Source organism: Microbacterium sp. SCPM-O-B-15248 (M128) (assembly GCF_058214835.1).
Map to the genome: position 1 here is coordinate 52,118 of NZ_JBYQLI010000003.1, position 26,624 is coordinate 78,741.

The 26,624-nt window shown below is 70.6% G+C and carries 25 protein-coding genes and 1 tRNA gene; 12 read left to right on the top strand and 14 right to left on the bottom strand.

All coding sequences use genetic code 11. From position 1 onward, the window contains the following. The first annotated feature begins 62 nt into the window (after positions 1-62). Complete coding sequence (locus tag AC3E6M_RS05565) at positions 63-494, top strand: VOC family protein (RefSeq protein ID WP_138176339.1); 432 nt, start codon at positions 63-65, stop codon at positions 492-494. Between the two features lies 1 nt (position 495). Here the strand turns inward: AC3E6M_RS05565 and panB are convergent, their stop codons facing one another. From panB to AC3E6M_RS05590, 5 genes are all read right to left on the bottom strand, one after another. Continuing rightward, entirely contained in the window at positions 496-1,356 is an 861-nt protein-coding gene (panB, locus tag AC3E6M_RS05570) for a 3-methyl-2-oxobutanoate hydroxymethyltransferase (RefSeq protein ID WP_490529294.1), read from the bottom strand. Further along, the gene (panC, locus tag AC3E6M_RS05575; RefSeq protein WP_490529295.1) at positions 1,353-2,249 is read right to left on the bottom strand and encodes a pantoate--beta-alanine ligase; all 897 of its coding nucleotides are present in this window, start codon (positions 2,247-2,249) and stop codon (positions 1,353-1,355) included. Before panC ends, panB begins: the two co-directional genes overlap by 4 nt. Beyond that, complete coding sequence (locus AC3E6M_RS05580) at positions 2,246-3,004, bottom strand: DUF2520 domain-containing protein (protein ID WP_490529296.1); 759 nt, start codon at positions 3,002-3,004, stop codon at positions 2,246-2,248. The genes panC and AC3E6M_RS05580 overlap by 4 nt, the downstream gene beginning before the upstream one ends. A gap of 113 nt (positions 3,005-3,117) precedes the next feature. Continuing rightward, positions 3,118-3,193: transfer RNA gene (locus AC3E6M_RS05585), tRNA-Lys, on the bottom strand. 175 nt (positions 3,194-3,368) lie between these two features. Continuing rightward, the gene (locus tag AC3E6M_RS05590) at positions 3,369-4,034 is read right to left on the bottom strand and encodes a fasciclin domain-containing protein (RefSeq protein ID WP_138172724.1); all 666 of its coding nucleotides are present in this window, start codon (positions 4,032-4,034) and stop codon (positions 3,369-3,371) included. Positions 4,035-4,356: 322 nt separating this feature from the next. Between AC3E6M_RS05590 and sigK the strand changes: the two genes are divergently transcribed. The 4 genes from sigK to AC3E6M_RS05610 all read left to right on the top strand — a co-directional run bounded on the left by sigK (position 4,357) and on the right by AC3E6M_RS05610 (position 7,595). Next, a complete protein-coding gene (sigK, locus tag AC3E6M_RS05595; RefSeq protein WP_490529630.1) occupies positions 4,357-4,959 on the top strand; it encodes an ECF RNA polymerase sigma factor SigK in 603 nt (200 codons plus the stop codon). Beyond that, a complete protein-coding gene (locus tag AC3E6M_RS05600) occupies positions 4,956-5,762 on the top strand; it encodes an anti-sigma factor (protein ID WP_490529297.1) in 807 nt (268 codons plus the stop codon). Before sigK ends, AC3E6M_RS05600 begins: the two co-directional genes overlap by 4 nt. Positions 5,763-5,814: 52 nt before the next feature. Further along, positions 5,815-6,453, top strand: a complete 639-nt coding sequence (locus AC3E6M_RS05605; protein WP_138172722.1) for a DNA-directed RNA polymerase subunit beta — start codon at positions 5,815-5,817, stop codon at positions 6,451-6,453. A 257-nt stretch (positions 6,454-6,710) separates the two neighbouring features. Further along, positions 6,711-7,595, top strand: coding sequence for an aminodeoxychorismate lyase (locus AC3E6M_RS05610; protein ID WP_490529298.1), 885 nt, complete (start codon positions 6,711-6,713; stop codon positions 7,593-7,595). A 54-nt stretch (positions 7,596-7,649) separates the two neighbouring features. Here the strand turns inward: AC3E6M_RS05610 and pstB are convergent, their stop codons facing one another. The 4 genes from pstB to AC3E6M_RS05630 all read right to left on the bottom strand — a co-directional run bounded on the left by pstB (position 7,650) and on the right by AC3E6M_RS05630 (position 11,828). Further along, positions 7,650-8,429, bottom strand: coding sequence for a phosphate ABC transporter ATP-binding protein PstB (gene pstB, locus AC3E6M_RS05615; RefSeq protein WP_138172720.1), 780 nt, complete (start codon positions 8,427-8,429; stop codon positions 7,650-7,652). A gap of 16 nt (positions 8,430-8,445) precedes the next feature. Continuing rightward, positions 8,446-9,546 carry a phosphate ABC transporter permease PstA gene (pstA, locus tag AC3E6M_RS05620; protein ID WP_138172719.1) on the bottom strand — a complete coding sequence of 367 codons (1,101 nt, stop codon included), beginning with the start codon at positions 9,544-9,546 and terminating at the stop codon, positions 8,446-8,448. After that, a complete protein-coding gene (gene pstC / locus AC3E6M_RS05625) occupies positions 9,543-10,544 on the bottom strand; it encodes a phosphate ABC transporter permease subunit PstC (protein ID WP_230005301.1) in 1,002 nt (333 codons plus the stop codon). The genes pstA and pstC overlap by 4 nt, the downstream gene beginning before the upstream one ends. Positions 10,545-10,706: 162 nt before the next feature. Then, positions 10,707-11,828: a phosphate ABC transporter substrate-binding protein PstS gene (locus AC3E6M_RS05630; RefSeq protein ID WP_138172717.1), complete on the bottom strand. Its 1,122-nt coding sequence runs from the start codon at positions 11,826-11,828 to the stop codon at positions 10,707-10,709. Between the two features lie 158 nt (positions 11,829-11,986). Between AC3E6M_RS05630 and AC3E6M_RS05635 the strand changes: the two genes are divergently transcribed. Continuing rightward, complete coding sequence (locus AC3E6M_RS05635) at positions 11,987-15,925, top strand: Pls/PosA family non-ribosomal peptide synthetase (RefSeq protein WP_490529300.1); 3,939 nt, start codon at positions 11,987-11,989, stop codon at positions 15,923-15,925. Further along, entirely contained in the window at positions 15,922-17,220 is a 1,299-nt protein-coding gene (locus AC3E6M_RS05640; protein ID WP_138172715.1) for a M1 family metallopeptidase, read from the top strand. Before AC3E6M_RS05635 ends, AC3E6M_RS05640 begins: the two co-directional genes overlap by 4 nt. A 63-nt stretch (positions 17,221-17,283) precedes the next feature. On the opposite strand, the gene AC3E6M_RS05645 is transcribed toward AC3E6M_RS05640, so the two are convergent. Genes AC3E6M_RS05645 through AC3E6M_RS05660 form a run of 4 tightly spaced genes read right to left on the bottom strand, consistent with a single transcriptional unit; the run spans position 17,284 to position 21,637 of the window. Further along, positions 17,284-17,787 (bottom strand): 4'-phosphopantetheinyl transferase family protein, encoded by a 504-nt coding sequence (locus AC3E6M_RS05645; protein WP_490529301.1) that lies wholly within the window; start codon positions 17,785-17,787, stop codon positions 17,284-17,286. Next, positions 17,784-18,722: an NUDIX hydrolase gene (locus AC3E6M_RS05650; protein WP_138172713.1), complete on the bottom strand. Its 939-nt coding sequence runs from the start codon at positions 18,720-18,722 to the stop codon at positions 17,784-17,786. Before AC3E6M_RS05650 ends, AC3E6M_RS05645 begins: the two co-directional genes overlap by 4 nt. Continuing rightward, positions 18,719-20,887, bottom strand: coding sequence for an RNA degradosome polyphosphate kinase (locus AC3E6M_RS05655; RefSeq protein ID WP_490529302.1), 2,169 nt, complete (start codon positions 20,885-20,887; stop codon positions 18,719-18,721). Before AC3E6M_RS05655 ends, AC3E6M_RS05650 begins: the two co-directional genes overlap by 4 nt. A 57-nt stretch (positions 20,888-20,944) precedes the next feature. Continuing rightward, the gene (locus AC3E6M_RS05660) at positions 20,945-21,637 is read right to left on the bottom strand and encodes a response regulator transcription factor (protein ID WP_138172711.1); all 693 of its coding nucleotides are present in this window, start codon (positions 21,635-21,637) and stop codon (positions 20,945-20,947) included. 140 nt (positions 21,638-21,777) lie between these two features. Between AC3E6M_RS05660 and AC3E6M_RS05665 the strand changes: the two genes are divergently transcribed. The 4 genes from AC3E6M_RS05665 to AC3E6M_RS05680 all read left to right on the top strand — a co-directional run bounded on the left by AC3E6M_RS05665 (position 21,778) and on the right by AC3E6M_RS05680 (position 25,011). Then, entirely contained in the window at positions 21,778-22,068 is a 291-nt protein-coding gene (locus AC3E6M_RS05665; protein WP_138172710.1) for a hypothetical protein, read from the top strand. 134 nt (positions 22,069-22,202) lie between these two features. Further along, on the top strand, positions 22,203-22,802 hold the full coding sequence (locus AC3E6M_RS05670; RefSeq protein WP_490529303.1) for a nitrobindin family protein: 600 nt from the start codon (positions 22,203-22,205) through the stop codon (positions 22,800-22,802). Further along, positions 22,802-23,905 carry a CAF17-like 4Fe-4S cluster assembly/insertion protein YgfZ gene (gene ygfZ, locus AC3E6M_RS05675; RefSeq protein WP_490529304.1) on the top strand — a complete coding sequence of 368 codons (1,104 nt, stop codon included), beginning with the start codon at positions 22,802-22,804 and terminating at the stop codon, positions 23,903-23,905. The genes AC3E6M_RS05670 and ygfZ overlap by 1 nt, the downstream gene beginning before the upstream one ends. Further along, a complete protein-coding gene (locus AC3E6M_RS05680) occupies positions 23,902-25,011 on the top strand; it encodes an FUSC family protein (protein WP_490529305.1) in 1,110 nt (369 codons plus the stop codon). The genes ygfZ and AC3E6M_RS05680 overlap by 4 nt, the downstream gene beginning before the upstream one ends. 5 nt (positions 25,012-25,016) lie before the next feature. Here AC3E6M_RS05680 and AC3E6M_RS05685 read toward each other — a convergent pair whose 3' ends face one another. Then, the gene (locus AC3E6M_RS05685; RefSeq protein ID WP_490529306.1) at positions 25,017-25,805 is read right to left on the bottom strand and encodes a class I SAM-dependent methyltransferase; all 789 of its coding nucleotides are present in this window, start codon (positions 25,803-25,805) and stop codon (positions 25,017-25,019) included. A gap of 60 nt (positions 25,806-25,865) precedes the next feature. On the opposite strand from AC3E6M_RS05685, the gene AC3E6M_RS05690 reads away from it, so the two are divergent. Further along, on the top strand, positions 25,866-26,612 hold the full coding sequence (locus AC3E6M_RS05690) for a phosphoglyceromutase (protein ID WP_138172706.1): 747 nt from the start codon (positions 25,866-25,868) through the stop codon (positions 26,610-26,612). Positions 26,613-26,624 lie beyond the last annotated feature (12 nt).

Genomic DNA, 26,624 nt, shown 5'->3' on the forward strand with positions numbered 1-26,624 from the left:
TGCCGGCGGGCGGCGGGGTCTACGGTGAGCGTGAACAGTCGCTCTCGTCGAAGGATGCCGTGATGCCCACCTCGCTCGTCGCTTATGTGTCGTTCGCCGGTCACGCCCGCGAGGCGATGACCTTCTATCAGTCCGTCTTCGGTGGCGAGCTGACGATCTCGACCTTCGCCGACTTCGGAATGGCCGACCAGCCCGCGGACGCGGTGATGCACTCGGAGCTCCGCGCCGAGGGATTCACGGTGATGGGGGCGGATGCCTTCGGAGAACCAGCCGAGGGATGGGGGAGGAACCGCATCCAGGCGGCATTCATGAGCGACGAGGTCGACCGCGTGACGGGCTTCTACGACCGCTTCGTCGAGCGTGGGTCCGAGGTCGTCCAGGCCCTCGAGAAGCAGGTGTGGGGCGATCTGTACGGCGAAGTCGTCGATCCGTGGGGTGTGTCCTGGATGTTCAACATCGCGGTGCCCGGGGGCTGGGCGAAGAGCGGGAGCTGAGCTAGCGGCTCTGCCCCGCCACGAACTCGCGCACCGCCACCGCGACCTCGGCCGGCGCCGGGTACACGTGCTCGGCCGCGGGGAACTCGCCCTCACGCACGTCGCGCGCGTACGCCTCGACGGCCTCGACCATTGCGTCGCCGACGGTGGCGTAGCGCTTCACGAACACGGGCACCCGTCCCTCGGTGATCCCGAGGAGGTCGTGCTGCACGAGCACCTGCCCGTCCGCCGCGCCCGCGCCGATACCGATGACCGGGATGCGAAGGGCCCGCCGGATCTCCTCCACCACGTCGGCGGGAACGGCTTCGATGACGACCGCGAACGCTCCGGCATCCTGAACGGCCATCGCGTCGCGCGCCACTCGGATCGCGTCGTCGGCCGTGCGGCCCTGCGCGCGGAGGCCGCCGAGGGCCGTCGCCGTCTGCGGAGTGAGGCCGACGTGGCCGACGACGGGGATGCCGGCGTCGACGATCGCCCGCAGTCGCGAGAGCCGTGCGGGATTCGCGCCCTCGAGCTTGACCGCGTCGGCGCCGGCTTCCTGCACGAACCGCACCGACGTCGCGATCGCCTGCGCGTCGCTCAGCTCGGTGGTACCGAACGGCAGGTCGCACACGATGAGCGGGGTGTGCACCGCCCGGCGGACGGCCTTGGCGAGCATCAGCATCTCGTCGAGCGTCACCGAGGTCGTGTCGGGCAGGCCGAGCACCACCTGGGCGCCGGAGTCGCCGACCAACACCATGTCGACGCCCGCGCGTTCGGCGACGCGCCCCGACACGAAGTCGTAGGCCGTGACCATGACGATCGGCGTTCCGGCGTCGGCGAGCTCGCCGAGCCGCCGCAGCGTGACCTTCGGACCCGTCATGCGTGGCTCCTCTCGGCCGGGCTCAGGACGATGCGATCGTCGACCCCGGGCACCAGCGCCACGTTGTCGATGAGGCGCACCTGCCCCACGCGCACCGCGAGCGCGAGCAGCGCGCGCCGCTCGATCTCCGTGATCGGCTCGAGGCTGTCGGCATCCACGATCTCGACGTACTCGGGGTCGAGGCCTGCCGCGGTGAGTTCGTTGCGCACAGCATCCCTCAGTATCCGGGGATCCCGGATGCCACGGGCGAAGGCATCCTGAGCTGCCCTGAGTCCGCGTGGGATCGCGGTCGCGAGCGCACGGTCGGCGGGGGAGAGGCGCGTGTTGCGGCTGGAGCGCGCGAGACCGTCCGCGTCGCGGGACATGGGTCGCGTGACGATCTCGACCGGGATGCCGAGATCGGCCACCATGCGGCGGACGACGACGACCTGCTGGGCGTCCTTCGCTCCGAAGTAGGCGCGGTCGGGCTGGACCGCGAGCAGCAGCTTCGCGACGACCGTGGCGACGCCGTCGAAGTGCGAGCGCCCGCGCTCCGCACCCTCGAGTGTGCCGGTGATCGCGCCGCCGACCGTCACCGTCGTGGCGAACCCCGTCGGATACATCTCGGACACCGACGGAGCGAAGACGACATCGACGCCCGCTTCGGCGGCGAGGGCGACGTCGGCGGCCTCGGTGCGCGGGTAGGCGTCGAGGTCGGCGGACTCGCCGAACTGCGTGGGGTTGACGAAGATCGACAGGACGACCGTGCCGTTGTCGTTTCGCGCCGCGCGCAGGAGGGAGAGGTGCCCCTCGTGGAGAGCGCCCATCGTCGGCACGAACCCGACGCCGTCGGCGCGGCGCGGGGTGAGCACGTCGCGCAGTTCGGCGGCCGTCCGCACGATCCGGGGCATCATGAGGCCCCCAGGTCCGCACGCTGCGTCGCGGCGAGGTCGTGTGTGGCGTCGACGAGGGCGTCGAACAGCGCCAGGCGGTCGGGGAGTCGTTCGGCGATGGCCGCGCGCTGGCGTGCGACGGTCGCCGTGTCGCCGCGCGAGACGGGGCCGGTGAGAGCGGATGCCGCCCCGCGCTCGGCCCAGTTCTCGACGGCGGCGCGCACGAGCGGAACGAGAGCGTCGCGGTCGACGCCCGCGGTCGCGGCCAGGTCTTCGGCCATACCTTCCAACGTGACGAGGAAGTTCGCGGCGATCGAGGCGGCCGCGTGGTACGCCGCCCGGTCGTCGTCGCGGACCGTGACGCCGGTCATCCCGAGCACGTCCGCGAGCGCTTCGGCGACGGCATAGGCGTGCGGGGTCGTGCCGGCGAGGGCCGCCGTCACCCCCGCGAAGGAGGCGTCGGCGCCCGTGACCGTCATGAGCGGATGGATGCCGAACGCCTCATGCGGTGCGAGAACCGAAAGGTCGAGCGCGCCCGAGAGGTGCCCGACGAGGCGGCCCGGAGCGATGGCCCGCGCGGCGTCGGCGATCGCGGCATCCGGTACCGCGAGAAGCACGATGCCGGCATCCGCGCCGTTCTCGCCGCGGCCCGCTGGGCCGACGACATGCACGCCTGCTTCAGTGAGGGCGGCGGCGAGTGCACGGCCCATGCGACCGTCGCCGATGACGAGCACTGGGGCGTCGTGCTGGAGGGCGGAGTGTGAGGAGGTGTTCATAGCGTGGGGCGGTGCCCGCACCGGGCGGCTGCGCCGGGTTCCAGGGTATCGCGGTGCGATGCGCACGAGGCGGGCGCCGTTCGTGTGGAGGACGGCGCGCTTATGCGTTGACGTGGTGGGCCCCGTGGGGCTCGAACCCACGACCCGCGGATTAAAAGTCCGATGCTCTACCGACTGAGCTAGAGGCCCGTGGCATCCAGCCTACCGGCCCGTGCGGGATGGGTCGTGCAGCCGCCGGGGCGCGGGATGTAGGTGGGGTGCACCAAAGAGCGACGGCCGGACCCCCTCGCCTGGGGTCCGGCCGTCGCCGTCAGATCCGATCGTTCATCGATCGGTCGGATGCGTGATGATCACGCTCCGAGGATCACATCGGGGGCATCAGCACCGAGTCGATGAGGTACACGGTGGCGTTGGCGGTCTGGACGCCTCCGCAGATGACGTTGGCGTCGTTGACCTTGATCGCGTCGCCCGAACCCGAGACGGTGACTTCCTGGCCCTCGACCGTGGCCTGCGCGCCGTCGATCTGGTCCGGGGTCAGCTGGCCGGGGATCACGTGGTACGTGAGGATCTTGGTGAGCAGGTCGGTGTCGGTCTTCAGCGTCTCGATCGTGGCGGGGTCGATCTTCGCGAACGCGTCGTCGACCGGAGCGAAGACGGTGAACTCGCCACCGTTGAGGGTGTCGACCAGGTCCACGTTGGGGTTGAGCTGGCCGCTGACGGCCGCGGTGAGCGTGGTCAGCAGCGGGTTGTTCGAGGCGGCGACGGCGACCGGGTCAGCGGACATTCCCTCGACCGAGCCGGCACCCGAGGGGACGGCGGCGGCGTAGTCGGCGCAGCCGGGGCCGACGAGGTTGGCGGCCGGGTCCATCATGTTGGACGACGCCGAGGGCGACGCGGCCATCGAGGGAGCCGAGGACTCCTCGGTCATGGAGCCACCCGAGGTGGTGCCACCCGAACATGCGGTGAGAGCGAAGGCCGAACCCAGAACGAGGGCGAGACCGGCGACGACAGGCTTCTTCTTGATGAGCATGACATTCCTCCGAAATCGTTCGGACCGCGGCTGCGACCCGTTTAGGACACCCCGGTGCGGGGGGTGGTTCGCCGTGTTGCGGCGTACACAGGGTCTTCGGGACACCGCGCCGTTCGGATTGCGAGTCGTCGCGAGATAGCGGCGGATCCGCACGCTGTGACGAAGGAAAAGCCTGGTCAGAGGCTTGTAAATATTCTTCGGAATGTTCTCCGGATGCCGTTCGGCGTCGCCGGGACGCCCACCGCGGGGGCGGCCGATCACGGTTCTGTACCTCATGCGCGCCACGCGCGCACGGGGAAGGGAGAGAGTCTTCTCGTACGGCATGCTGGGATTCATGGTGATCGACGGCTTCTCTCTCCCCGATGACGGGGCGGACCACGTCGACCACGTCGGAGAATTGCTGCAGAAGGTCGCCTCGGGTGACCGGAACGCCTTCGCCGAGCTCTACGACACACTGTCTGCTCGTGCGTTCGGTCTCATCCTGCGGGTGCTCGTCGACCGGTCGCAGAGCGAAGAGGTGCTCCAGGAGGTGTTCCTGGAGATCTGGCAATCCGCCGCGCGCTTCACTCCGAACAAAGGTCAAGGAAGATCGTGGGTTCTCACGATCGCTCACCGACGGGCTGTCGACCGCGTGCGGTCGTCGCAGTCGAGTGTCGATCGAGATGTGCGCGTGGGCTTCCGGGATGTGGACGTCGCATATGACGACGTCTCTGAGAAAGTAGAACTCAAGATCGAAGGGCGGCGCGTCGTCGATGCACTGGCGACGCTTCCCGACGCCCAGAGAGAAGCACTCACGCTGGCCTACTTCGGTGGGTACAGCCAAAGCGAGATCGCTACCCTCGTCGGGGCGCCGCTCGGTACGGTCAAGACCAGAATGCGTGACGGATTGTCGCGCTTGAGAATCGAGATGGGGGTGGACAAGTGAACGAGAGGGATTTCGCCGACCTCGCTGCCGGTCACGCGCTGAACGCGCTATCGGAAGCAGACGAGCGCGCATACCAGGAGGCACTGGCGGGCAATCCGCACTGGTCCTCCCATGTCCGGGATGCCGCTGACGCCGTCGCCGCGATCAGTGCGACGATCGAGCCCGTAGAGCCCCCGGCATCCGTCCGTGACTCGCTCCTGGCTCGCATCACCGAACTTCCGCAGAACACGGCGCCCGAACCGGTGTTCGACACCGCAGCCCTCGAGGACTTCGCCGCCGCAGGCCCCGCGCCGGTGGATTCGGAGTCCGAAGCGGCCAGCGCGGGCTCGACCTCGGGTTCGGGCTGGGGACCGCGTCGCTGGTTCACGCTCGCGGCATCCATCGTCGCGGTTCTCGCGCTGGGCTTCGGGGCCGTCACGGTCAGTCAACAGCTCACGCGTCCCGCCACCCTGATCGCACTCGAGCAGGTCACGACGGCCCCCGACGCCCAGTCGGCGACCGCGACGATGCCCGGTGGAGCCGTCGCGACGGCGCACTGGTCGGCATCCACCGGTCAGAGCGTGCTCGTGACCGAGGGCATGCCCTCGCTTCCCAGCGACCAGACCTATGAGCTGTGGTTCGTCCGGGACGACACTCCGATCGCCGCCGGGATCTTCGAGACGGATGCCGACGGTCGCGCGACCGCGATCTTGCAGGGCGACTTCCACTCGGGCGACATCATCGCCGTCACGGTGGAGCCTGCGGGAGGATCGCCCGACGGTACGCCGAGCTCGGCTCCCGTCATCGCGGTGGCCACTGCCTGAACGTCGTCCCTGCCCGGCCCGGGGCGAATCGCTCACGCTCTAGCCTGGAACGATGAGCGATTCCCCTCGCGAGTTCCACAAGCCCGTGCGGCGCCCCGCCGAGCTGTTCGACCGCCTCTTCGCCGCCGAGGACCCGGCCGAAGTGTCGCGTGTCGCGCACAGCACGGCTCAGGCCCTGTTGTCTCGTGTGCGCGCCGACCCGACCGTCGACGTGGTCGAGAGACTGGTCGCGTTCACCGACGATCACGGCATCGACGACATCGCCGAACTATGGTCGCGGTCTCCCGCGCGCTCGCTGCCGGGGGCGCTCTGGCGGCTGTATCTGCTGCAATTGATGATCCACGACGACGCGCCCACCGCGGCGCTGCTCTTCGAGCGCGGGCGCGCGGAGATGGCCACGGTCGACCCGGTCGTGGTCGGAGCGCCCGCCCCCGCCGGACCCGAGGAGCTCGTGCAGCTGATCGACACGATCCTGCGCGGCCTGTTCGAGGGAGACTTCGCCGTCGCCCTCGACCGCGCGGCGGCGTTCTGCCGGGTCCAGGCCTCGGGCTCGACGCATCTCGCCGACGACTACGAGAACACCGAGTCCGAACGCGCCAGCGCCCTCACCACGCGTGCCTTGCGCCTGTCGACCTATGCCGACGACTTGTCGGCCGCGGCGGCGCTGTGGCGGCGCGACGCGCTGACCTGAGCCCTGCGTGCGTGCGCGGCCGGGATACCGGAGGAGCGGCACGATACGACGGGACGCCGGCGATGCGCGCCGGAAAGAGAAAGTGCCGGGCCGCAGAACGCCTCTCGGCGCAAGGCCGCTCACAGCGGCAGAAGATGGAGCCCGGGGTTACTGCGGCCCGGCTATGGAAGTGTAACAAGGGCTGCGCCGAGGCATTCCCTCGGCCGGGCCGGTTGGCGCAACCCGGGCGTGTCGGTGGCAGGGCATAGGGTCGTTGCATGGCTTGGCGTTTCGCGCTCGTGATCGATCCCGTGGCATCCGACGTCCGGCGGGACGACCACGCCGACACCTTCACCGTCATCGATCCGACGGCTCCCGCCCTGCCCGTCGGTGAGCTCAGCGCCCAGCGCGGCGACGGGGTTTTCGAGTCGATCGGCGTCGTCGACGGGCACGCGCAAGAGGTCGAGCCCCATCTCTCGCGCCTTGCGCATTCCGCGCAACTGTGCGACCTGCCGGAACCGAATCTCGACCAGTGGCGCGCCGCGATCCGCCGCGTCTCCGCCGAGGCCGGCACCGGTGAGAGCGTGATCAAGCTCATCCTGAGCCGCGGGCTCGAAGACGGAGCCGCGCCCACCGCGTGGGTGACACTGGCGACGGCGCCCGACAATGCCCGTGCCCGCAACGAAGGCGTGCGCGTCGTGACCCTCGACCGCGGATACCCCCTCGAGGTCCCGAATCGGGCTCCCTGGCTGCTGCTGGGGGCAAAGACCCTGTCGTACGCGGTCAACATGGCCGCGATCCGCGAAGCGAAGCGCCGTGACGCCGATGACGCCGTGTTCGTCACGACCGACGGGTTCGTGCTCGAAGCGCCCACGGCATCCGTCGTCCTGCGCTTCGGCGACCGATTCGTCACCCCGGCACCGAGCGCCGGCATCCTGCACGGCACCACGCAGCTGAGCCTGTTCGGCCATCTGGAGCAGCGCGGCTTCGCGACCGCGTACGAGACCGTGGCCGTGGCCGACCTCGCGCGCGCGGACGCCGCCTGGCTGCTCTCGAGCGTGCGCCTCGCGGCGCCGATCGCGGCGGTCGACGGCGCGGCGAAGGCGATCGACCGCGTGCTCACCGACGAACTCAACGCCTACTTGTTGTCTCCGCGCGACTGACGCCGGAAACGACGAGGGCCCCGCCGAAGCGGGGCCATCGCGGGGGAGCGCTGCTTACCCGAAGCGTCCCGATACGTAGTCCTCGGTCGCCTGCACGGTGGGCGCGGTGAAGATCGTCGCGGTGTCGTTGTACTCGATGAGCTTGCCCGGCTTGCCGGTGCCGGCGATGTTGAAGAACGCCGTCTTGTCGCTCACGCGCGACGCCTGCTGCATGTTGTGCGTGACGATGACGATCGTGTACTGGTTCTTCAGCTCGCTGATGAGCTCCTCGATGGCGAACGTCGAGATCGGGTCGAGAGCCGAGCACGGCTCGTCCATCAGCAGGACGTCGGGCGAGACCGCGATCGCGCGGGCGATGCACAGACGCTGCTGCTGACCGCCGGAGAGGCCGCCACCCGGCTTGTCGAGACGGTCCTTGACCTCGTTCCACAGGTTCGCGCCCTGCAGGGACTTCTCGACGAGCGCGTCGCCGTCGCTCTTGGAGAGGCGCTTGTTGTTCAGCTTCGCCCCGGCGAGCACGTTCTCACGGATCGACATCGTGGGGAACGGGTTCGGGCGCTGGAACACCATGCCGACGTGGCGGCGCACGAGCACCGGGTCGACCCCGGGACCGTACAGGTCGTCACCGTCGACCAGCACGCGGCCCTTGACGTGACCGCCGGGGATGACCTCGTGCATGCGGTTCAGCGTGCGCAGGAACGTGGACTTGCCGCACCCCGACGGGCCGATGAAGGCCGTGACGGTGCGGGGCTGGATGTCGATGGAGACGCCTTCGACCGCGAGGAAGTCGCTGTAGTAGACGTTGAGGTCTTCGACCTCGATGCGCTTGGACACGGATGCCTTCCTGGAATCAGCGGGACTTCGGCGCGAACACCGAGGCCACGATGCGGGCGATCAGGTTGAAGATGACGACGAGGACGACCAGCAGGAACGCCGCGCCCCAGGCCTGGGCCTGAGAAGCGTCGATGTCCTGTCCCGGGAAGCTGTACGCGGTGTACGCCATGACCGGGAGGGTCTGCATCGGACCGTCGAACGGGTTGGAGTTGAAGTTGTCGGTGAAGCTGGCGGCGATGAAGATCGGCGCGGTCTCGCCGACCACACGGGCCACGGCCAGCACCACGCCGGTGATGATGCCGCTCGCGGCCGTGCGCAGCACGACCTTCACGATCGTCGCCGAGCGGGGCACACCGAGGGCGAGCGACGCCTCGCGCAGGTCGGCGGGGACCAGACGCAGCATCTCTTCCGTGGAGCGGATGACGATCGGGATCATCAGCACGCACAGGGCGATGGATGCCGAGAACCCGCTGAACGCCTTCGGTCCGACGATCAGCGCGAAGAACGAGAACGCGAACAGACCCGCGACGATCGAGGGGATACCCGTCATGACGTCGACGAGGAACGTGATGGTGCGCCGCAGCGGGTTCGTCGGCAGGGCGTACTCGACGAGGTAGACCGCGGCCAGAACACCGATCGGCACCGAGATGAGGGCGGCGATACCGGTGATGATGAGCGTGCCCACGATCGCCTGGAGGGCACCGGGGGTCGCGACGACCTCGAGCGTCTCGGGGTCGAACGCGCTGCCGCCGGTCTGGGTGATGAAGTTCCAGTTGACGACCGCGAGGCCCTTGGACACGACGGTCCACAGGGTCGAGATGAGCGGCGCGACCGCGAGGAGGAAGGCAGCCGTGACGAGCCCGCGCACGACGCGGTCGACCGCCTTGCGCCGGCTCTCGACGATCGAGGAGCCGACGCCGATCGCGATCAGGTACAGCAGGGCGGTGAGGATCAGCCAGCTCGGAAGGTGGAAGCCGCCCAGGAGCAGCTGCACTCCGGCGATGAGCACCGCGACACCGACGAGGATCGCCGGCTCGATGTAGGCGGGAAGGCGTCCGCTGGTCAGGGCGAGCGGTGCGGAGGCCGACGGCGCCTGCGGGGCGTTGGTGGTGGTCACGAGCGCTTCCCCTTCCGGCGACCCTTTGCCCCCGGGCCGGTCGCGCTGATGATGTAGCGGGCGAGGATGTTCACCGCGAGGGACACGACGAACAGCATCAGGCCCGTCCCGATGAGCGCGGAGCGCTGCAGGTCGGTGGCGATGGGGAAGTTCAGCGCGATGTTGGCGGCGATCGTCTGCGAGTTGTATCCGTCGGTGAGGACGAGCACCGAGTAGATCAAGCTCGGCGAGATGATCAACGCGATGGCCATCGTCTCGCCGAGGGCGCGACCGAGGCCCAGGAGCGTGGCTGAGACCATGCCGCTGCGGGCGTAGGGGAAGACCGACAGGCGGATCATCTCCCACCGCGTCGCGCCGAGCGCCAGAGCGGCCTCTTCGTGCAGTCGCGGGGTCTGCAGGAAGATCTCACGCGTGATCGAGGTGACGATCGGGAGGATCATGACCGCGAGCACCACGCCACCGGTCAGCATCGTCGAGCCGGTGCTGGACACGGGGCCCTGGAACAGCGGGATCCATCCGAAGTAGGTGTTGAGGAACTCGCCCAGCGGGATCAGCAGGGGGCGCATCACGATGATGCCCCACAGGCCGAACACGATCGAGGGGACCGCCGCGAGCAGATCGACGACATAGCCGAGCGCGCCGGCGATGCGGCGCGGGGCGTAGTGCGAGATGAAGAGGGCGATGCCGATGGCGACCGGCGTACCGAGCACCATGGCGATCAGAGCGGCCCAGATGCTTCCCCACAGGAGCGGTCCGACGTACTCCCAGAAGTTCGTCCACGAGCCGTTCTGGTAGCCGGCGAGGTCGCCCTCGGTCCAGTTACCCGTGATGGCGGGCAGGCCCTTGATGATCAGGAAGATCGCGACGCCCGCCAGGATGATCATGATCGAGACGGCGGCCGTCATGGACAGACCCAGGAACGCCGTGTCTCCTGCGCGGCGCTTGCCGACGATGGTCGAGCGGGCCGCCGCGGGCGGCGCAGAGACGGTGTCAGCCACGGCTGACCTCGTGCTCGGCAGTGGTCATGGTGTGCTCCTCGGGTCGGGTTTCTCTCTGAGGATGATCGGGCTCAGCGGAAGCGTCGACGCGGACGTCGACGCTTCTGATCAGCCCGAACCGGCCCGCACGTGTGTGCGGACCGGTTCGGATCCGAGAGATGTTTACTTGATCGCCTCGAGGGTCTTCGCGGCGTCGGCGAGGACCGAGTCCGGCAGCGGAGCCGAACCGGCGTTCTTCGCCGCGACCGACTGGCCGAGCGTGCTGGTGACGAAGCCGAGGTACGACTTCACGAGCTCAGCCTGCTTGGTGTCCTTGAACTCGGTGCAGGTGATGGCGTACGAGACCAGCGGGATGGGGTAGGTCTCGGCGGTCAGCTTGCTGTAGTCGAACTTCTTCGACAGGTCGCCGGTCACGCCGTTGGAGGCGTCCACGGCCGCGGCCGCGAAGGTCGCGGTGACGGCCTCGGGGCTGTAGGGGATCGCGGTGCCGTCCTGGATGATGGCGGCGGCGTTGAGATCACCGATGGCCGAGTGGTCGGCGTAGCCGATGGTGCCGGTGCCGGCCTTGACGGCCTCGACGACGCCCGAGCCACCCTTCTGCTTCGACACGTTGCCCTCGATCGGCCAGTCCTTGCCCGCGGGAGCGGTCCAGACCGACGACTGGGTCGCGGCGAGGTAGTTGGTGAAGTTCTGCGTCGTGCCCGAACCGTCCGAACGAGCGACGGTGGTGATGGGGCCGGCGGTGAGCGCAGTGCCGTTGTCGGCGGTGATGGCCGGGTCGGACCAGTCGGTGATCTGCAGCGCGAAGATCTTCGCGATGGTCTCGCCGCTGAGCTTGAGCTCGGTCACGCCGGGGATGTTGAAGATGATCGCGACACCGTCGAGGTAGACGGGGATGTTGACGCCACCGTCGGTGCAGAGGGCCTGCGACTGCGTGGTCTGGTCCGCGTTGAGCGGCGAGTCCGAACCGGCGAAGTCGTACGCGCCGCTGAGGAAGTTGGTGACACCGCCGCCGGAGCCCTGCGACTTGTCGTAGTTGATCGTCACGCCCTTGGCGGTGGCGTTGTAGGCGGTGGTCCACGCGGCCTGCGCGTTGGACTGGGCGCTGGAACCACCGGCGGTGATCGTGCCGGAGAGGTTGGGGTCGATCGTGAACGCCACGTCCGAGGAGGTGGCGGACGGGGAGGACTCCGTGGTGCCGCCACTGGAGGAGGCGCAGCCGGCCAGAGCAAGAGAGGCCACGGCGGCCACGGTGCCCAGCTGGGCGAGTCGGGAGAGCTTCACTGTGTGAATCCTTCGCATGTCGGGGACACGAACCCGGTGCAGGGTTCTCCCGCACGGTAAACACCGACTCTTACCAGAGTGCGTTGCACGGGTGAACGGAAGGTGAACCAGGATGGCCCGTCCGGGGTGTTTTCCTGGCCGGTATACGCTTCACCTCCGTGACGACCCCCGCATTCTCCGGCCAGGAGCTGCTCGACCGCACGGGCGCCGCCGCGCCTCCGCGTACGCTCATCGACATCCTCTCCGACGTCGCTTCGCGGCATCCGGAGGCCTCCGCGATCGACGACGGCTCGGGTGCGCTCAGCTACCGCGAGCTGCTCGCGCGCGTGTGGCGGACCGCCGCGGCGCTGCACGGGGCGGGAGTGCGCCGTGGCGATCGCGTCGGGGTGCGGATGCCGTCGGGATCGAAGGAGCTGTACGTCTCGATCCTCGCCGTCATGGCCGCGGGCGCCGCGTACGTCCCGGTGGATGCCGACGACCCCGACGAGCGCGCCCGCCTCGTGTTCGGAGAGGCCGGGGTCAGAGGCATCATCGCGGGCAACGGTGAGTACGTCGGAGAGGACGACGATCTCGTCCGCCTCTATGACGGGGAAGCTCCGCACCCGAGCACGAGCGCCGTGCCGATCGTGGCGCCCCCGACCGTCGACGACGACGCCTGGATCATCTTCACCTCCGGATCGACCGGGGTGCCCAAGGGCGTCGCGGTGAGCCACCGGTCCGCGGCGGCCTTCGTCGAGGCGGAGGCGCGACTCTTCCTGCAGCCCGAACCGCTCGGTCCCGGCGACCGCGTGCTCGCGGGGCTGTCGGTCGCCTTCGACGCGTCCTGCGAGGAGATGTGGCTCGCGTGGGGGCACGGAGCCTGCCTCGTGCCCGCGCCCCGCTCGCTCGTGCGCTCCGGCGAGGATCTCGCGCCGTGGCTGCTGCGGCAGGGGATCACGGTGGTCTCGACCGTCCCGACCCTCGCGGCGATGTGGCCGGCCGATTCGATCGAGAACGTGCGCCTGCTGATCTTCGGCGGCGAGGCGTGCCCGCCCGAGCTCGCCGCCCGACTCGTCGCCGACGGACGCGAGGTGTGGAACACGTACGGGCCCACCGAGGCCACCGTCGTCGCCTGTGCCGCCCCGCTGGACGGGTCGCTCCCCGTGCGCATCGGCCTGCCGCTGGACGGCTGGGCTCTCGCGGTCGTGGACCCCGAGGGGCAGCCCGTGGCCGAGGGTGAGGTGGGCGAGCTCATCATCGGGGGAGTGGGCCTGGCCCGCTACCTGGATCCGGCCAAGGATGCCGAGAAGTACGCGCCCATGCCGACACTCGGCTGGGAGCGCGCGTATCGCTCCGGCGACCTCGTGCGTTTCGAGAGCGCCGGCCTCGTGTTCCAGGGGCGTGCGGACGACCAGGTCAAGGTCGGCGGACGCCGGATCGAGCTGGGCGAGGTGGAGTCCGCGCTGCAGGATCTTCCCCGGGTCTCTGCCGCGACCGTCGCGGTGCGCACGACCGAGGCCGGAGTGCCCGTCCTCGTGGGCTACCTCGTGATGGAGGAGGGGGCCGAGCTCGACCGCGCGGCCGCCCGTGCGCTGCTGGTCGAGCGCCTCCCGGCCGCGACGATCCCCTTGCTCGGCGTCGTCGACGAGCTGCCGGTGCGGACATCGGGCAAGGTCGACCGTGCCGCGCTGCCGTGGCCGCTTCCCGGCGTCGACGCTCCGGCATCCACCGATTTCTCGGACGACGAGGCATGGCTCGCCGCGCAGTGGCAGGCGGTGCTCGGGCTGGCGGTCACCGACCGCAAGGCCGACTTCTTCGACCTCGGCGGAGGGTCGCTCGCCGCCGCGCAGTTGGTCTCGCGGATCCGCGCGCGCGTACCGGAATTCTCGGTCGCCGACATCTATGACGTCCCGCGCCTGGGCGCGATGGCCAAGGCGCTGGGACCGCAGCTGAGCGACGACGCTCCGGCGGCCTTCCACCGTCCGGCGCCGACGCCCCGGGCGACGCAGTGGGTGCAGACCCTCCTCGGCGTGCCGCTGTTCATCCTCTCGGGGGTGCGGTGGCTGCTGTACCTGCTCACCGCCTCGACACTGCTGCAGCTCGTGCCGGACTTCGAGGTGCTGCCTCGTGTCCCGTGGCCGGTTCTGGTGATCGGTCTCCTGCTGTTCGCCACCCCCTTCGGCCGCATGGCGATCGCGGTGGTGTCGGCGCGGGTGCTGCTCGCGGGGCTCCGCCCGGGCGACTACCCGCGCGGCGGCTGGGTGCACGTGCGCCTGTGGCTCGCCGAGCAGATCGCCGCCCAGGTGGATGCCGTCGGCCTCGCCGGAGCCCCGTGGGTGTCGTACTACGCCCGGGCGCTCGGTGCCCGCATCGGCCGCAACGTCGACCTCCACGCCTTGCCGCCCGTGACGGGCATGCTCGTCGTGGGAGACGGCGCCTCGATCGAACCCGAAGTCGACCTCACCGGCTACTGGATCGACGGCGACCTCGTCCGCATCGGCGAAGTGCGCATCGGCGCCGAAGCCACGGTGGGTGCGCGCTCGACACTCGCGCCCGGCACCCGCATCGGTCGTCGTGCCGAGATCGCCCCCGGTTCGGCGGTGTTCGGTCGCGTCAAGGCGGACCAGGCCTGGGCCGGATCGCCCGCGGTCCGCGTCGGCGGCACCGCGAAGGGCTGGCCGACCGGTCGCCCGGCGGCACCCACCCGATGGCTGTGGGCCTTCGCCGCGTCGGCCGTCCTGCTCGCGCTCCTCCCGCTGTCGTCCTTCGCCGTCGGCGGTCTCGTCATCGCGCAGGGGATGCGCGGAGCGGACTCGCTCGCGGCGGCTGCCGGAGCGGCGTTCGCGTGGCTCGTGCCCGGGGTCGCCGCGACCGGCCTCGTGTTCGCGGCCTCCGTGCTGCTGCTCGTGCGCCTGTTCTCGATCGGCCTGGTCGAAGGGACGTTCCCCGTCCGCAGCCGCGTCGCGTGGCAGGCCTGGACGATCGAGCGCCTGCTGGACTCGGCGCGCACGATCCTGTTCCCGCTGTACTCGAGCCTGTTCACCCCCGTCTGGTTGCGGCTGCTGGGCGCGCGCGTGGGCCATGACGTCGAGGCATCCACGGTCCTGCTCCTGCCGACGATGACGCGCATCGAGGACGGGGCGTTCCTCGCCGACGACACGATGGTGGCGTCGTACGAGCTGCGGGCGGGGTGGCTGCGCGTTGGTCCCGTGCGGATCGGCAAGCGCGCGTTCCTCGGCAACTCCGGGATGGCCGCCCCCGGCCACCGGGTTCCCCGCGACGGCCTGGTCGCCGTGCTGTCGGCGGCGCCGCTGAAGGCCAAGCCCGGATCCTCGTGGCTCGGTTCGCCCGCGGTCCGCCTGCGACGGCTCTCGGCCGAGGGCGACGCGTCGCGCACGTATCGCCCGACGCCCGCGCTGCGCCTGGCGCGCACCCTGTGGGAGCTGTGCCGGTTCGTGCCGGTCGTGGTGACGTGCGGAATCGGGCTCGGGGTGCTGTTCGCGCTCGCTGCCCTGTGGGAGACCGTCGGACCGGTCTGGACGCTCCTGCTCTCGGGCGTGGTGCTCCTGGCCGCGGGAGCGGTCGCGGCGGGCGTGTCGACGATCGCGAAGTGGGCGATCGTCGGTGTCATCCGTGCGGGGGAGCAGCCGCTGTGGTCGAGCTTCGTGTGGCGCACCGAGGTGTCGGACACGTTCACCGAGATGGTCGCCGCGCCCTGGTTCGCCCGGGCGGCGGCCGGGACGCCGGCGCTGGCGGTCTGGCTGCGGTCCCTCGGCGCCCGGATCGGACGCGGGGTGTGGTGCGAGAGCTACTGGCTGCCCGAGCCGGATCTGGTGACTCTGGGCGATGCATCGACGGTCAACCGCGGGTGCGTCGTCCAGACCCACCTCTTCCATGATCGAATCATGAGTATGGACACCGTCGAGCTCGAACCCGGTGCGACCCTCGGGCCGCACAGCGTGGTGCTGCCGGCCTCGACCCTGGGGGCGCACGCCACGGTCGGACCGGCGTCCCTCGTGATGCGCGGAGAAACCGTCCCCGTGGGTTCGCGGTGGAGCGGCAACCCCATCGGCCCCTGGCGCGCGGTGAAGGTGCGCGCCTACCAGTCGACCACGTGAGCGCGGTCGATCCGTACGCTCCGCACAGCGGCGACGCCGGGTACCGCGTCGAGTCGTACGACCTCACTCTGGGCTACCGCGTCCGCACCAACCGGCTCGAGGGGACGGCCCTCCTCGCGGCCGTCGCGGTGGAGGGACTCTCGGTCATCGCCCTCGACCTCGTGGGTCTCCGGGCGTCGCGGGTGCGCGTGAATGGTGCGCCCGCGCGCTTCACGGCGGCGGCGGGGAAGGTGCGGGTGACGCCGGCGGCGTCCCTCGCCGCGGGGGAGCCCTTCACCGTCGAGGTCGTGTACGCCGGGGCACCCGCCCCGCGGCGCTCGCGCTGGGGCGCGGTCGGCTGGGAGGAGCTCGCCGACGGTGCCCTCGTCGCCGGACAACCGATCGGCGCGCCGACGTGGTTCCCGTGCAACGACCGCCCCGACGATCGCGCCCGGATGACGATGAAGATCACCGTCGACGAGGGATACGCGGTCGCCGCCACGGGTGTGACGGGTGTCTCCACCCGCACCGGCGGGCGCGTCACCACGACCTTCACCTCGAGCGTGCCGACCGCGACCTACCTCGCCGCGGTGCACGTGGGCCGCTACCGGACGCGGCCGCTGGCCGGAACGGGAGTCGGCGTGGTGCCCGCCGTGAGCGTCACGGCTCCGGCGGCCCTCGCAACGGCCTCGGACCGGGCGTTCTCGACCGTGCCCGAAATGCTGCGGGTGTTCGACGGACTGTTCGGCCCCTATCCGCAGGAGGCGTGTTCCCTCGTGGTCACGGCCGACGAGCTCGAGATCCCCCTCGAGGCCCAGGGGCTCGCGGTGTTCGGCATGAACCACCTCGTGCCCGCCGCGCAGCGGCTGATCGCGCATGAACTGGCGCATCAGTGGTTCGGCAACAGCGTCGGCATCGGGCGCTGGAGCGACATCTGGCTCAACGAGGGGTTCGCCTGCTACGCGGAGTGGCTGTGGTCCGAGGCTTCCGGGGGGCCCACAGCGGACGCGTGCGTCCGCACCCACTACGCCCGCCTCGCGGCGAAGCCGCGCGACCTGCTGCTGGTCGATCCGGGCCCCGACGACATGTTCGACGACCGCGTCTACAAGCGCGGCGCTCTCGCGCTGCACGCACTGCGGAAGACGCTGGGTGATGCGGCGTTCTTCGACCTGCTGCGACGCTGGACCGCCGAGCACCGCCACGCCCTCGTGAGCACCGACGACTTCCGCGCCGCGGTGCGGACGGCGGGGGGACCGGATGCCGTCGAGGTGCTGTCGCGCTGGCTCGACCGCACCGAGCTGCCGCCGCTGCCCTGACATTCGGAGCCTGCGTCCTCCGGATGCCGCGCCGCGGAGCGCGCGCGAATCACCCAGGGTGTGTCAGCCCCGCGTGGGCAGCGCCACGGCGACGACGACCCCGGGCGGTCCGGGGACGTCCCACCCCGTCAGCGCGGGACCGTCGCCGACGCGGGCGCTCCAGTCCGCCCCGGCCGGGTCCGCTGCGAAACGGACGCGTGCGGGGTCGACGGTGAGCCCCCGCCCGTCGGCCTTGAGCACCGCCTCGACACGCGCCCACGACCGCGCGTCAGCGCCGGGGAGCACCCGTTCCAGACCCGTCACCGCGACCGGCACGGCATCCAGGCCCACGCGCGACGCCCCGGAGGCCGCCACCACGAGCGCCCATCCTTCGGCGTAGGACACCGAGACCGCGGCATCCGCCCCCGACACCCGGAGCCGGCCGTGGTCGCCCCCGCAGCGGGCGCACCGCGCGGCGAACGACGCCCCCGGGAGCAGCTCGGCCAGCAGGGCGCGGGAGACGGCGCGGCGGGCGGTGCCCTCGGGCACGTGACGCCACCGGACCTCGACCTCCGCGGGGAGGGTCACACGTGCGGCTCGTGCGTCTCGATCGCGACGATCCCCGACCCCGGGTGGGCGACCGGAACGTGCGCCACCGAGAACGCCGCCGGCTCGAGAGCCGACGAACTGCCCAGATACGAGCCCCGCATGGTCCCGGTGGCCAAGGCGAGCTCGTGCATGATGTCGGGCAGGACCGGACCGTGGCTGACCAGCACCACCGGCTTGCGGGCGCGTACGCGCTCGCCGACGATCGTCCGGGCGTCGCTGCGCCCGTTCTCCCACGCGTCCTGACTGATCGCCTCGGTCACCTGGATGCGTTGAGCGAGCGCCGCCGAAAGGGGAGTGACGGTGCGCACACAACGTTCGGCGGGGCTGGACACGATCCGCCGCACTCCGAAGGCCAAGAGCGGCCCGACGATCGCATTCGACTGACGGCGGCCGCGCGGGCTGAGCGGGCGCGCGGAATCCTCGGCATCCCACTCCTCGCGCGGCCGCGCCTTGGCATGCCGCAGGGCGACGATCGGGAACGTCGGGAGTGCCTGCTCATCGACCAGGCGGACGAATTCGTCGAGGATCTCGATGTCGACGGGGTAGCTGAGGTGCTTGCGCGCCTTCTTCAGGCCCACCCACTCGATCGCCGCGATCTCTTTGTTCGGCACGAACGTCGAGGTGCGCACCGCGGCGTCGGTGGCCTCGGCCGCCCAGTAGTGCACGATCTTCGTCCGCGAACTCGGCATCCGGTAGCGCGAGACGCCGACGGGCACCCCGAGCGAGACACGGATGCCGGTCTCTTCGCGGATCTCACGCACGGCGGTCTCGGCGAGCGTCTCGCCGGGATCGACCTTGCCCTTGGGCAGCGTCACGTCGCGGTACTTGGTGCGATGGATCAGCAGGACACGGAACTTGCCCTCGACCAGGCGCCAGACCACTCCGCCCGCGGCGTAGACGGCGGTTTCGGTCACCGGACCGCCCGCGAGCGCCGCTTGCGCTGGATCCGCGCCATCGTGTGCTCCTGCAGGTCGATCAGCGGCGTGCCGTCGGCCCCCACGCTGTGCCGGATCCACTCTCCTTCGGGGCGAAGATGCCACGAGCTCGTCGCGTCGTCCATCGCCAGATCGAACAGGTCGGAGAGCTCCTGGATCTGCTTCGGGTCCACCACGCGCACCAGTGCCTCGACGCGACGGTCGAGGTTGCGGTGCATCATGTCGGCGCTTCCGATGAACAGCTGCGGGTCGCCGTCGTTCGCGAACGCGAAGATGCGGGAGTGCTCCAGGTAGCGGCCGAGGATCGAACGCACCCGGATGTTCTCGCTCATGCCCTCGACACCCGGCTTGATCGAGCAGATGCCGCGCACCCACACCTCGACGGGGACACCGGCCTGGCTCGCCCGGTACAGCGCGTCGATGATCTGCTCGTCGACCATGGAGTTGACCTTGATCCGCACGCCGGAGGGCTTGCCCGCGAGTGCGTTCTGGCGCTCCTTCTCGATGTGGCGGAGGAGACCCTTGCGCAGGTGCAACGGGGCGACGAGCAGACGCTTGAACTTCTTCTCGATCGCGTAACCGCTCAGCTCGTTGAACAGGCGCGTCAGATCGCGGCCGACCTGGTCGTCGACGGTGAACAGGCCGAAGTCTTCGTAGATGCGGCTCGTCTTCGGGTTGTAGTTGCCGGTGCCGACGTGGCTGTAGTGCCGCAGACGGCCCTCTTCTTCGCGGATGACGAGAGCGAGCTTGCAGTGGGTCTTCAACCCGACGAGACCGTAGACGACGTGGACGCCGGCCTTCTCGAGCTTGCGCGCCCAGACGATGTTGTTCGCCTCGTCGAAGCGCGCCTTCACCTCGACCAGTGCGAGCACCTGCTTGCCCGCTTCGGCGGCGTCGATGAGCGCCTGCACGATGGGGCTGTCGCCCGAGGTGCGGTACAGCGTCTGCTTGATGGCGAGGACGTTCGGGTCCTTCGCGGCCTGCTCGAGGAAGGCCTGGACACTCGTCGCGAACGACTCGTAGGGGTGGTGCACGAGAACGTCGCCCTTGCGGATCGCGCCGAAGACGTCGGCGCGCCCGTTCTGCTCGGGCGGCTGGAACGGCAGGGCCGTCTTGGGCACGTGCGGCGGGTAGTGCAGATCGGGGCGGTCGATGCGCGACAGGTCAAACAGGCCGCGCAGATCGAGCGCACCGGGGAGGCGGTAGACCTCTTGATCGGTGATGTCGAGTTCGCTGAGCAGGAGATCGCGCGTGAGATCGTCCATGTCGTCGGTGATCTCGAGTCGGATCGGCGGACCGAATCGGCGCCGCAGCAGCTCGGCCTCGAGCGCCTGGATGAGGTTCTCGGTCTCATCCTCTTCGATCGTCATGTCTTCGTTGCGGGTGAGGCGGAACGCGTGGTGGTCGAGCACCTCCATCCCGGGGAAGAGATCGCCGAGGTGATTGGAGATGAGCTCCTCGAGCGGCAGGTACCGCACTCCGCGGCCGTTGCTGGGCACCTCGACGAAGCGCGGCAGCATCGGCGGCACCTTGAGTCGGGCGAACTCCTGGCGACCGGTCCGGGCGTTGCGGATGCGGATCGCGAGGTTCAGCGAGAGGCCCGAGATGTACGGGAACGGGTGCGCCGGGTCGACCGCGAGCGGCATGAGCACCGGGAAGACGTTGCGCTGGAAGTACTCGGTGAGCCGCGACGCGGAGTCCTCGTCGAGCGAATCCCAGGACACGACCTCGATGCCCGCGTCCGCGAGAGCCGGGCGCACCTGGTCGGTCCAGGCGGCGGCGTGCCGCAGCTGCAGACGGTGGGCCTCGGCCGAGATGTCGGCGAGGACGTCCAGCGGAGCCCGGCCCACGTTCGTCGGCACGGCGAGGCCGGTGACGATGCGGCGCTTCAGGCCGGCGACGCGCACCATGAAGAACTCGTCGAGGTTGCTGGCGAAGATCGCGAGGAAGTTCGCGCGTTCGAGCACCGGAACCGTGGGGTCCTCGGCCAGTTCGAGCACGCGCTGGTTGAACGACAGCCAGCTGATCTCGCGATCGAGATAGCGATGGTCGGGAAGCTGCTCGTCCGCGGCCTCGACGGCCTCGTCGAAATCGTCGTCGTCCGCGTCGCCCAGGCCCGCGTCGAGCACGTCGTGTTCGATCATTCCCTCATCATTGCAGGGGTCGGTGACACGCGCGTGAACGGAACCGCGCGGCGGGGATCAGGCGGACGGTGCGGGGACGGGCGGCTGCTCGTCCTCGTAGACGTTGAAGCGGTACCCGACGTTGCGCACGGTGCCGATCAGCTGCTCGAGGTCGCCGAGCTTTGCGCGCAGGCGACGGACGTGGACGTCGACGGTGCGGGTGCCGCCGAAGTAGTCGTAGCCCCACACTTCGCTCAGCAGCTGCTCGCGGGTGAACACCCGCGACGGGTGCGTGGCGAAGAAGTGCAGGAGCTGGAACTCCTTGTACGTCAGGTCGAGCGGCTTGCCGTGCACCTTCGCCGAATACGAGGACTCGTCGATCGTGATGCCGGAGGTCGAGATGCGCGAGGACACCTGCTCCGCGCTGCGGCGGCCCATCGCCAAGCGGATGCGCGCGTCGATCTCGGCCGGCCCTGCTCCCACGAGCACGACGTCGTCGACGCCCCAGTCGGTGGAGACGGCGGTCAGCCCGCCCTCGGTCACCACCAGGACGAGCGGTGCTTCCATGCCCGTGGTCGTGAGGATCTTGCACAGGGACTTGGCACCGACGAGGTCGACGCGCGCATCGATGAAGACGACATCGGCGCTCGGCGCGTTGACCAGCTGGGCCGGTTCGGCGGGGATCTGCCGCACGCGGTGGCTCAACAGCTCGAGCGCAGGCAGCACGGCGCTGCCGCCGGGGGCGGAGCTGAGTACCAGAAGCTGAGCCAAACGGACCTCCCAGTGCGGGCCTGCCGCACCCGCCCCATCTTAGGGTCAGCGGCGCGTTCGCACCGTCACGGCCTCGCGTGCGACGCGCCCCGAACATGCCCGGGCGCACGAATGGCCCGGGGTGCGCCATGATGGAGGGCATGTCGACCCCCGACCTCGCGCCGCGCCGCACGTTCGGCGGGATCGTCGCGGTCTGGGTGCTGGCCCTCGTGGCCGGCGTCGCGATCGGACTGTTCGTTCCGACGGAATGGCGCGCGCAGTGGATCACCGTCGCGCTCGGCGGGTGCGTCATCGCCGCGTTCGCGGTGCAGCTCTGGGGCGGGCGGTCGCAGGCGTTCATCCAGCGGGTCGCGGCCAGTGTCCTGGGCGCCCTGATCGTGTTGGGTCTGATCACGGCCGGGTTCGGTCTGGCATCCATCGTTCCCCGGTAGAGTTGGGCCATGGACCTCCTCGCGCTCGAACTCTTCTTCGTGGGACTTCTCGGCCTCGCATCGCTGGCGATCGCCTTCGTCTCCGGAACGGTCATCTGGAACCTCTACCGCGGCCAGCGCTGACGAGCGCCGTCGTGATCGAGATCCCGACCGACCTCCCCGCCGACCTCGTCCCGCTCTCGTGGCTGATCGGCGTGTGGGAGGGCACCGGCGTCATCGACTACGAGGCCGATGGCCGCACGTTCTCCGGCGAGTTCGCGCACCGCGTGAGCTTCAGCCATGACGGCGGCGACTTCGTGAATTACACCGGTCACGCGTGGCTTCTCGACGGCGAGAGTCGTCGGCCCCTCGTGTCCGAGACCGGATACTGGCGCGTTGCGCGGCCGGCCGCCGACGCCGACGCCGGTCCGGCGCTCCTGCCGCCCACCGCGTCCGCCGCGGCCCGCACCGCCGACGACGTCGAGACGCTCCGCACCGCCGAGGGAGGCTTCCCCCTCGAGGTGAGCCTGGCCCACTCCGACGGCATCCTCGAGCTCTACCTCGGTCAGGTCCGCGGACCCCGCATCGACCTCGCGACCGACGCAGTCGTCCGCACCGCGGGGGCGAAGCCGTACACGTCCGCGACACGGCTGTACGGACTGGTCGACGACCACCTGCTGTGGGCCTGGGACATCGCGGCGTTCGGACGCGAACGCGCGTCGCACGCCTCGGCACGCTTGGCTCGGGCGGAGTGATGGCGCCCCTTTCCGAGGTGCCCGGGGCCGTCGTCGACGATGCCGGACTGCGTCATGTCGGTGCCCCTCTCGCGGAGCAGCGACGCCTGGCATCCGGCTCCGCCCTCGCGCCCCTGGGCGATCGCCGCGTGCTGTCGGTCTCGGGTCCCGACCGGTTGAGCTGGCTCGACTCCCTGTCGTCGCAAGCGCTCACGCACTTGCCCCCGGGCGTCTCGACCGAGACGCTCATCCTCGACCCGCAGGGCCGCGTCGAGCACGCCGCCGCGGTCGTCGACGACGGTGAGACCGCGTGGCTCCTCGTGGATGCCGCTGACGCCGAGCCCCTGGCGGCGTGGCTCGGCCGGATGCGCTTCCGCCTGCGGGTGGAGGTGCGCGACCGCTCCGACGAACTGTCGGTGATCGGAGGGACGCGCGCGGCCGTGAGCGCGCTCGCCGCCGTCGCCCCGGCCGGTTCCCCCGTCGTGTGGGTCGATCCCTGGCCGGACGTGTCGCCGGGCGGCTGGGCGTACGCCCGCGTCGAGGACCACCCCGGTGCGGAGCGCGATTGGGCCGAGGCCGTGGTGGATGCCGCGGAGTTCGACCGCATCGTCGCCGCCGCGGTGGCGGGCGAGGTCGCTCTCGCCGGTCGGGACGCCGTCGAGGCGCTGCGGGTCGCCGCGTGGCGTCCGCGCGTGTCGGTCGACGCCGACGAGCGGTTGCTCCCGCACGAGATGGACTGGCTGCGCACCGCCGTGCATTTGTCGAAGGGCTGCTACCGCGGTCAGGAGACCGTGGCGAAGGTGCACAATCTCGGGCACCCGCCGCGCCGCGTCGTCGCCCTGCAGCTCGACGGCAGCGACAGCGTGCTCCCGGCGCGCGGCGACGTCGTGCGCATCGGGGACGACGCCGTCGGCGCCGTGACCTCGGTCGCCCTGCACTACGAGGACGGGCCCATCGCCCTCGCGCTGGTCAAGCGCACCGCGGCGGCCGACGTGCCCTACGTCGTCGATACCGCCGACGGCCCGATCGCCGCCTCTGCGGAGACGGTCGTGCCCGCCGACGCGGGCGCCACGGCCGGCGTCCCGCGCCTCCCGCGCCTGGGCCGTCGCCGCCCCGCGGAATGACCGACGAGGGTTCCTCGACGACCATCGGGGTCGTCGTGCCACGGTCGCGCCTGCGTACGACCCTGCGGCGTCGCCTGGGCCGCGTCCGCGAGTCCCTTCCCGCGATCGTGCAGATCGTGGTGGCCGCCACCGCCGCGTACGCGTTCGCGCACGCGGTCCTCGGACACCCCGTTCCGTTGCTGGCGGCGACCGTCACCGTGTCCAGCCTCGGCCTGGTGCGCGACGCGCGTCCGTGGCGGGTCGCCGAGACCGTCGCGGGCATGCTCGTCGGCATCCTGCTCGCCGAGCTGGTGCTGCTGATCGCCGGTGCCGGCTGGTGGCAGATCGGACTGGCGATGCTGGTCACGTTGCTGGTGGCGCGATTCCTGTCACCGCAGCCCGGTTTCGCCCTCGCCGCGGTGGTCCAGTCGCTCATCGCCCTCGTGCTCGTCACGGGCGTCCCTTTCGTGCGGCTCATCGACGGTGCGGTCGGGGGAGCGGCGGCGCTGCTGGTCACGGCGCTCATCCCGCGCACGCTCCGCCGCACCGAGCTGCGCGACGCCGACGAGCTGTTCGACGCGTTCGACGTGGCCACCGCCACGATCGTGCGCGCCCTCCGTCGCGGAGACCGCGTCCGCGCCGACCGAGGTCTGGAGCGGGCCCGCGCCCTCCAGACGTACGTGGACGCCTGGAACGGCTCGCTCGAGTCGGGGCAGGAGGTGGCGCGCATCTCGCCGTTCCTACGGCGCCAGCGCACCGAGCTCGACCGGCATGCCCGCGTCCGTGCCGCGATGGATCTCGCCACCCGCAACCTGCGCGTCGTCGCCCGTCGCGCGGCGTATCTGTGTGCCGACGGGCAGCCCCGCGCGGTGTCGGCCGACCTCCTCGGCGAGATCGAACGCGGCGCGGGGCTCGTTCGTGACGCCCTCGACGACGTGGCGATGGAACCGGCCGCCCGTGCCGCGCTCGCCGCGCTGGCCGCGCGTCTGGATCCGGCCGCGATCCTGCCCGACGGCAACATCGGCGAACTCAACCTCATCTCGGCGATGCGGCCGCTCACCGTCGACCTGCTCGTGGCGACGGGGATGCCGTCCGCCGAGGCCCAGGCGCTGCTGCCGCGGGTCTGAGAGCCTCAGCGCGGCGCGACGGCGCTCCAGTCGACCCCGACCTCGCCGAGTCGCCAGCGCGAGCGTCCCCGCACCGGCCATCCCGCGGACGCCAGCGCCTCGACGGAGGTGCGCCACCGGTGGACGGCGCCGAACGGCGCGACCGCCGCCGCCCGAACCCACTCCCGCTGCAGCGCGGTGACGAACTCGTGCACGCCTTCGCCGGGAACGTTGCGATGGATGAGCGCCTTCGGGAGGCGCTCGGCCAGGATCGCGGGATCCTCCAGACCCGCGAGCCGGAGCGACACGGTCAGCGTTCGGGGTGCGGCATCCGGGCCGACCTCCACCCAGGTCACGACGCGGCCGATCTCGTCGCACGTGCCTTCGACGAGGATGCCGCCGGGAGCCAGTCGCCCGCACATCCGCTCCCAGGCCGCGGCGACGTCGGCCTCGTCGTACTGCCGCAGTACGTTCATGGCCCGGATGATGGCCGGACGCCGACCGTGCGGCATCGGCACCTCGAATCCGCCGACCGCGAAGTCGATGCCCGTGACCCCCGCAGCCTGGGCGCGCGCCCGCGCGACGCGCTCGGGATCGATCTCGAGGCCCCGCACCGTGGCATCCGGTCGCACACGTGTGAGCCGCGCGTGCAGCTCGAGCGGGGTGACCGCGCTGGCGCCGAACCCGAGGTCGACGACGAGGGGGTCGTCGGCGCGGCGGAGCACGGGATGCCGCGCGATCCAGCGGTCGACCCGCCGCAGCCGATTGACCCCGGTCGTGCCGCGTGTCGGGCGGCCGACGGGGGAGGGACTCACTCCGACATGATGCCAGGCGCACGCTCGGGGACGACCGCACGGCGTCGCTAGCATGGAGTCATGCCTCACACGCTGATCCTCCTCCGCCACGGGCAGAGCGAGTGGAACAAGACCAATCAGTTCACCGGCTGGGTCGACGTCCGGCTCACCGACCAGGGGAAGGCCGAGGCCCAGCGCGGCGGCGAACTCCTGAAGGAGTCCGGCGTCCTGCCCGACGTGCTGCACACCTCGGTGCTCAGCCGTGCGATCCAGACCGCCAACATCGCCCTCGACGCGGCCGACCGTCTGTGGATCCCGGTCAAGCGCACGTGGCGCCTCAACGAGCGCCACTACGGCGCTCTGCAGGGCAAGGACAAGGCCCAGACGCTCGAAGAGTTCGGCAACGAGCAGTTCATGCTCTGGCGCCGTTCGTTCGACGTGCCGCCGCCGCCGCTGCCCGCCGATGACGAGTACAGCCAGGTCGGCGACCCGCGCTACGTCGGCATCGACGGCGAGGTGCCCGACACCGAGTCGCTGAAGATCGTCATCGACCGCATGCTCCCGTACTGGCACAGCGACATCGTCCCCGACCTGCAGGCCGGCAAGACGGTCCTCGTCACCGCGCACGGCAACTCCCTGCGCGGCCTCGTCAAGCACCTCGAGGGCATCAGCGACGCCGACATCGCCGAGCTGAACATCCCCACCGGCATCCCGCTGGTCTACCGTCTCGACGACGACCTCGCGCCGCTCGGCCCCGGTGAGTACCTCGACCCCGAGGCCGCCGCCGCCGGTGCCGCCGCCGTCGCGGCGCAGGGCTCGAAGGGCTGACGAGCCGCAACG

What these genes read in the sequence shown, in the direction of transcription:
- AC3E6M_RS05565 (WP_138176339.1), top strand. Translation starts at nt 63, where the DNA reads ATGCCCACCTCGCTCGTCGCTTATGTGTCGTTCGCCGGTCACGCCCGC.
- panB (WP_490529294.1), bottom strand. Translation starts at nt 1,356, where the DNA reads ATGACGGGTCCGAAGGTCACGCTGCGGCGGCTCGGCGAGCTCGCCGAC.
- panC (WP_490529295.1), bottom strand. Translation starts at nt 2,249, where the DNA reads ATGATGCCCCGGATCGTGCGGACGGCCGCCGAACTGCGCGACGTGCTC.
- AC3E6M_RS05580 (WP_490529296.1), bottom strand. Translation starts at nt 3,004, where the DNA reads ATGAACACCTCCTCACACTCCGCCCTCCAGCACGACGCCCCAGTGCTC.
- AC3E6M_RS05590 (WP_138172724.1), bottom strand. Translation starts at nt 4,034, where the DNA reads ATGCTCATCAAGAAGAAGCCTGTCGTCGCCGGTCTCGCCCTCGTTCTG.
- sigK (WP_490529630.1), top strand. Translation starts at nt 4,357, where the DNA reads ATGCTGGGATTCATGGTGATCGACGGCTTCTCTCTCCCCGATGACGGG.
- AC3E6M_RS05605 (WP_138172722.1), top strand. Translation starts at nt 5,815, where the DNA reads ATGAGCGATTCCCCTCGCGAGTTCCACAAGCCCGTGCGGCGCCCCGCC.
- AC3E6M_RS05610 (WP_490529298.1), top strand. Translation starts at nt 6,711, where the DNA reads ATGGCTTGGCGTTTCGCGCTCGTGATCGATCCCGTGGCATCCGACGTC.
- AC3E6M_RS05655 (WP_490529302.1), bottom strand. Translation starts at nt 20,887, where the DNA reads ATGATCGAACACGACGTGCTCGACGCGGGCCTGGGCGACGCGGACGAC.
- AC3E6M_RS05665 (WP_138172710.1), top strand. Translation starts at nt 21,778, where the DNA reads ATGTCGACCCCCGACCTCGCGCCGCGCCGCACGTTCGGCGGGATCGTC.
- ygfZ (WP_490529304.1), top strand. Translation starts at nt 22,802, where the DNA reads ATGGCGCCCCTTTCCGAGGTGCCCGGGGCCGTCGTCGACGATGCCGGA.
- AC3E6M_RS05680 (WP_490529305.1), top strand. Translation starts at nt 23,902, where the DNA reads ATGACCGACGAGGGTTCCTCGACGACCATCGGGGTCGTCGTGCCACGG.
- AC3E6M_RS05690 (WP_138172706.1), top strand. Translation starts at nt 25,866, where the DNA reads ATGCCTCACACGCTGATCCTCCTCCGCCACGGGCAGAGCGAGTGGAAC.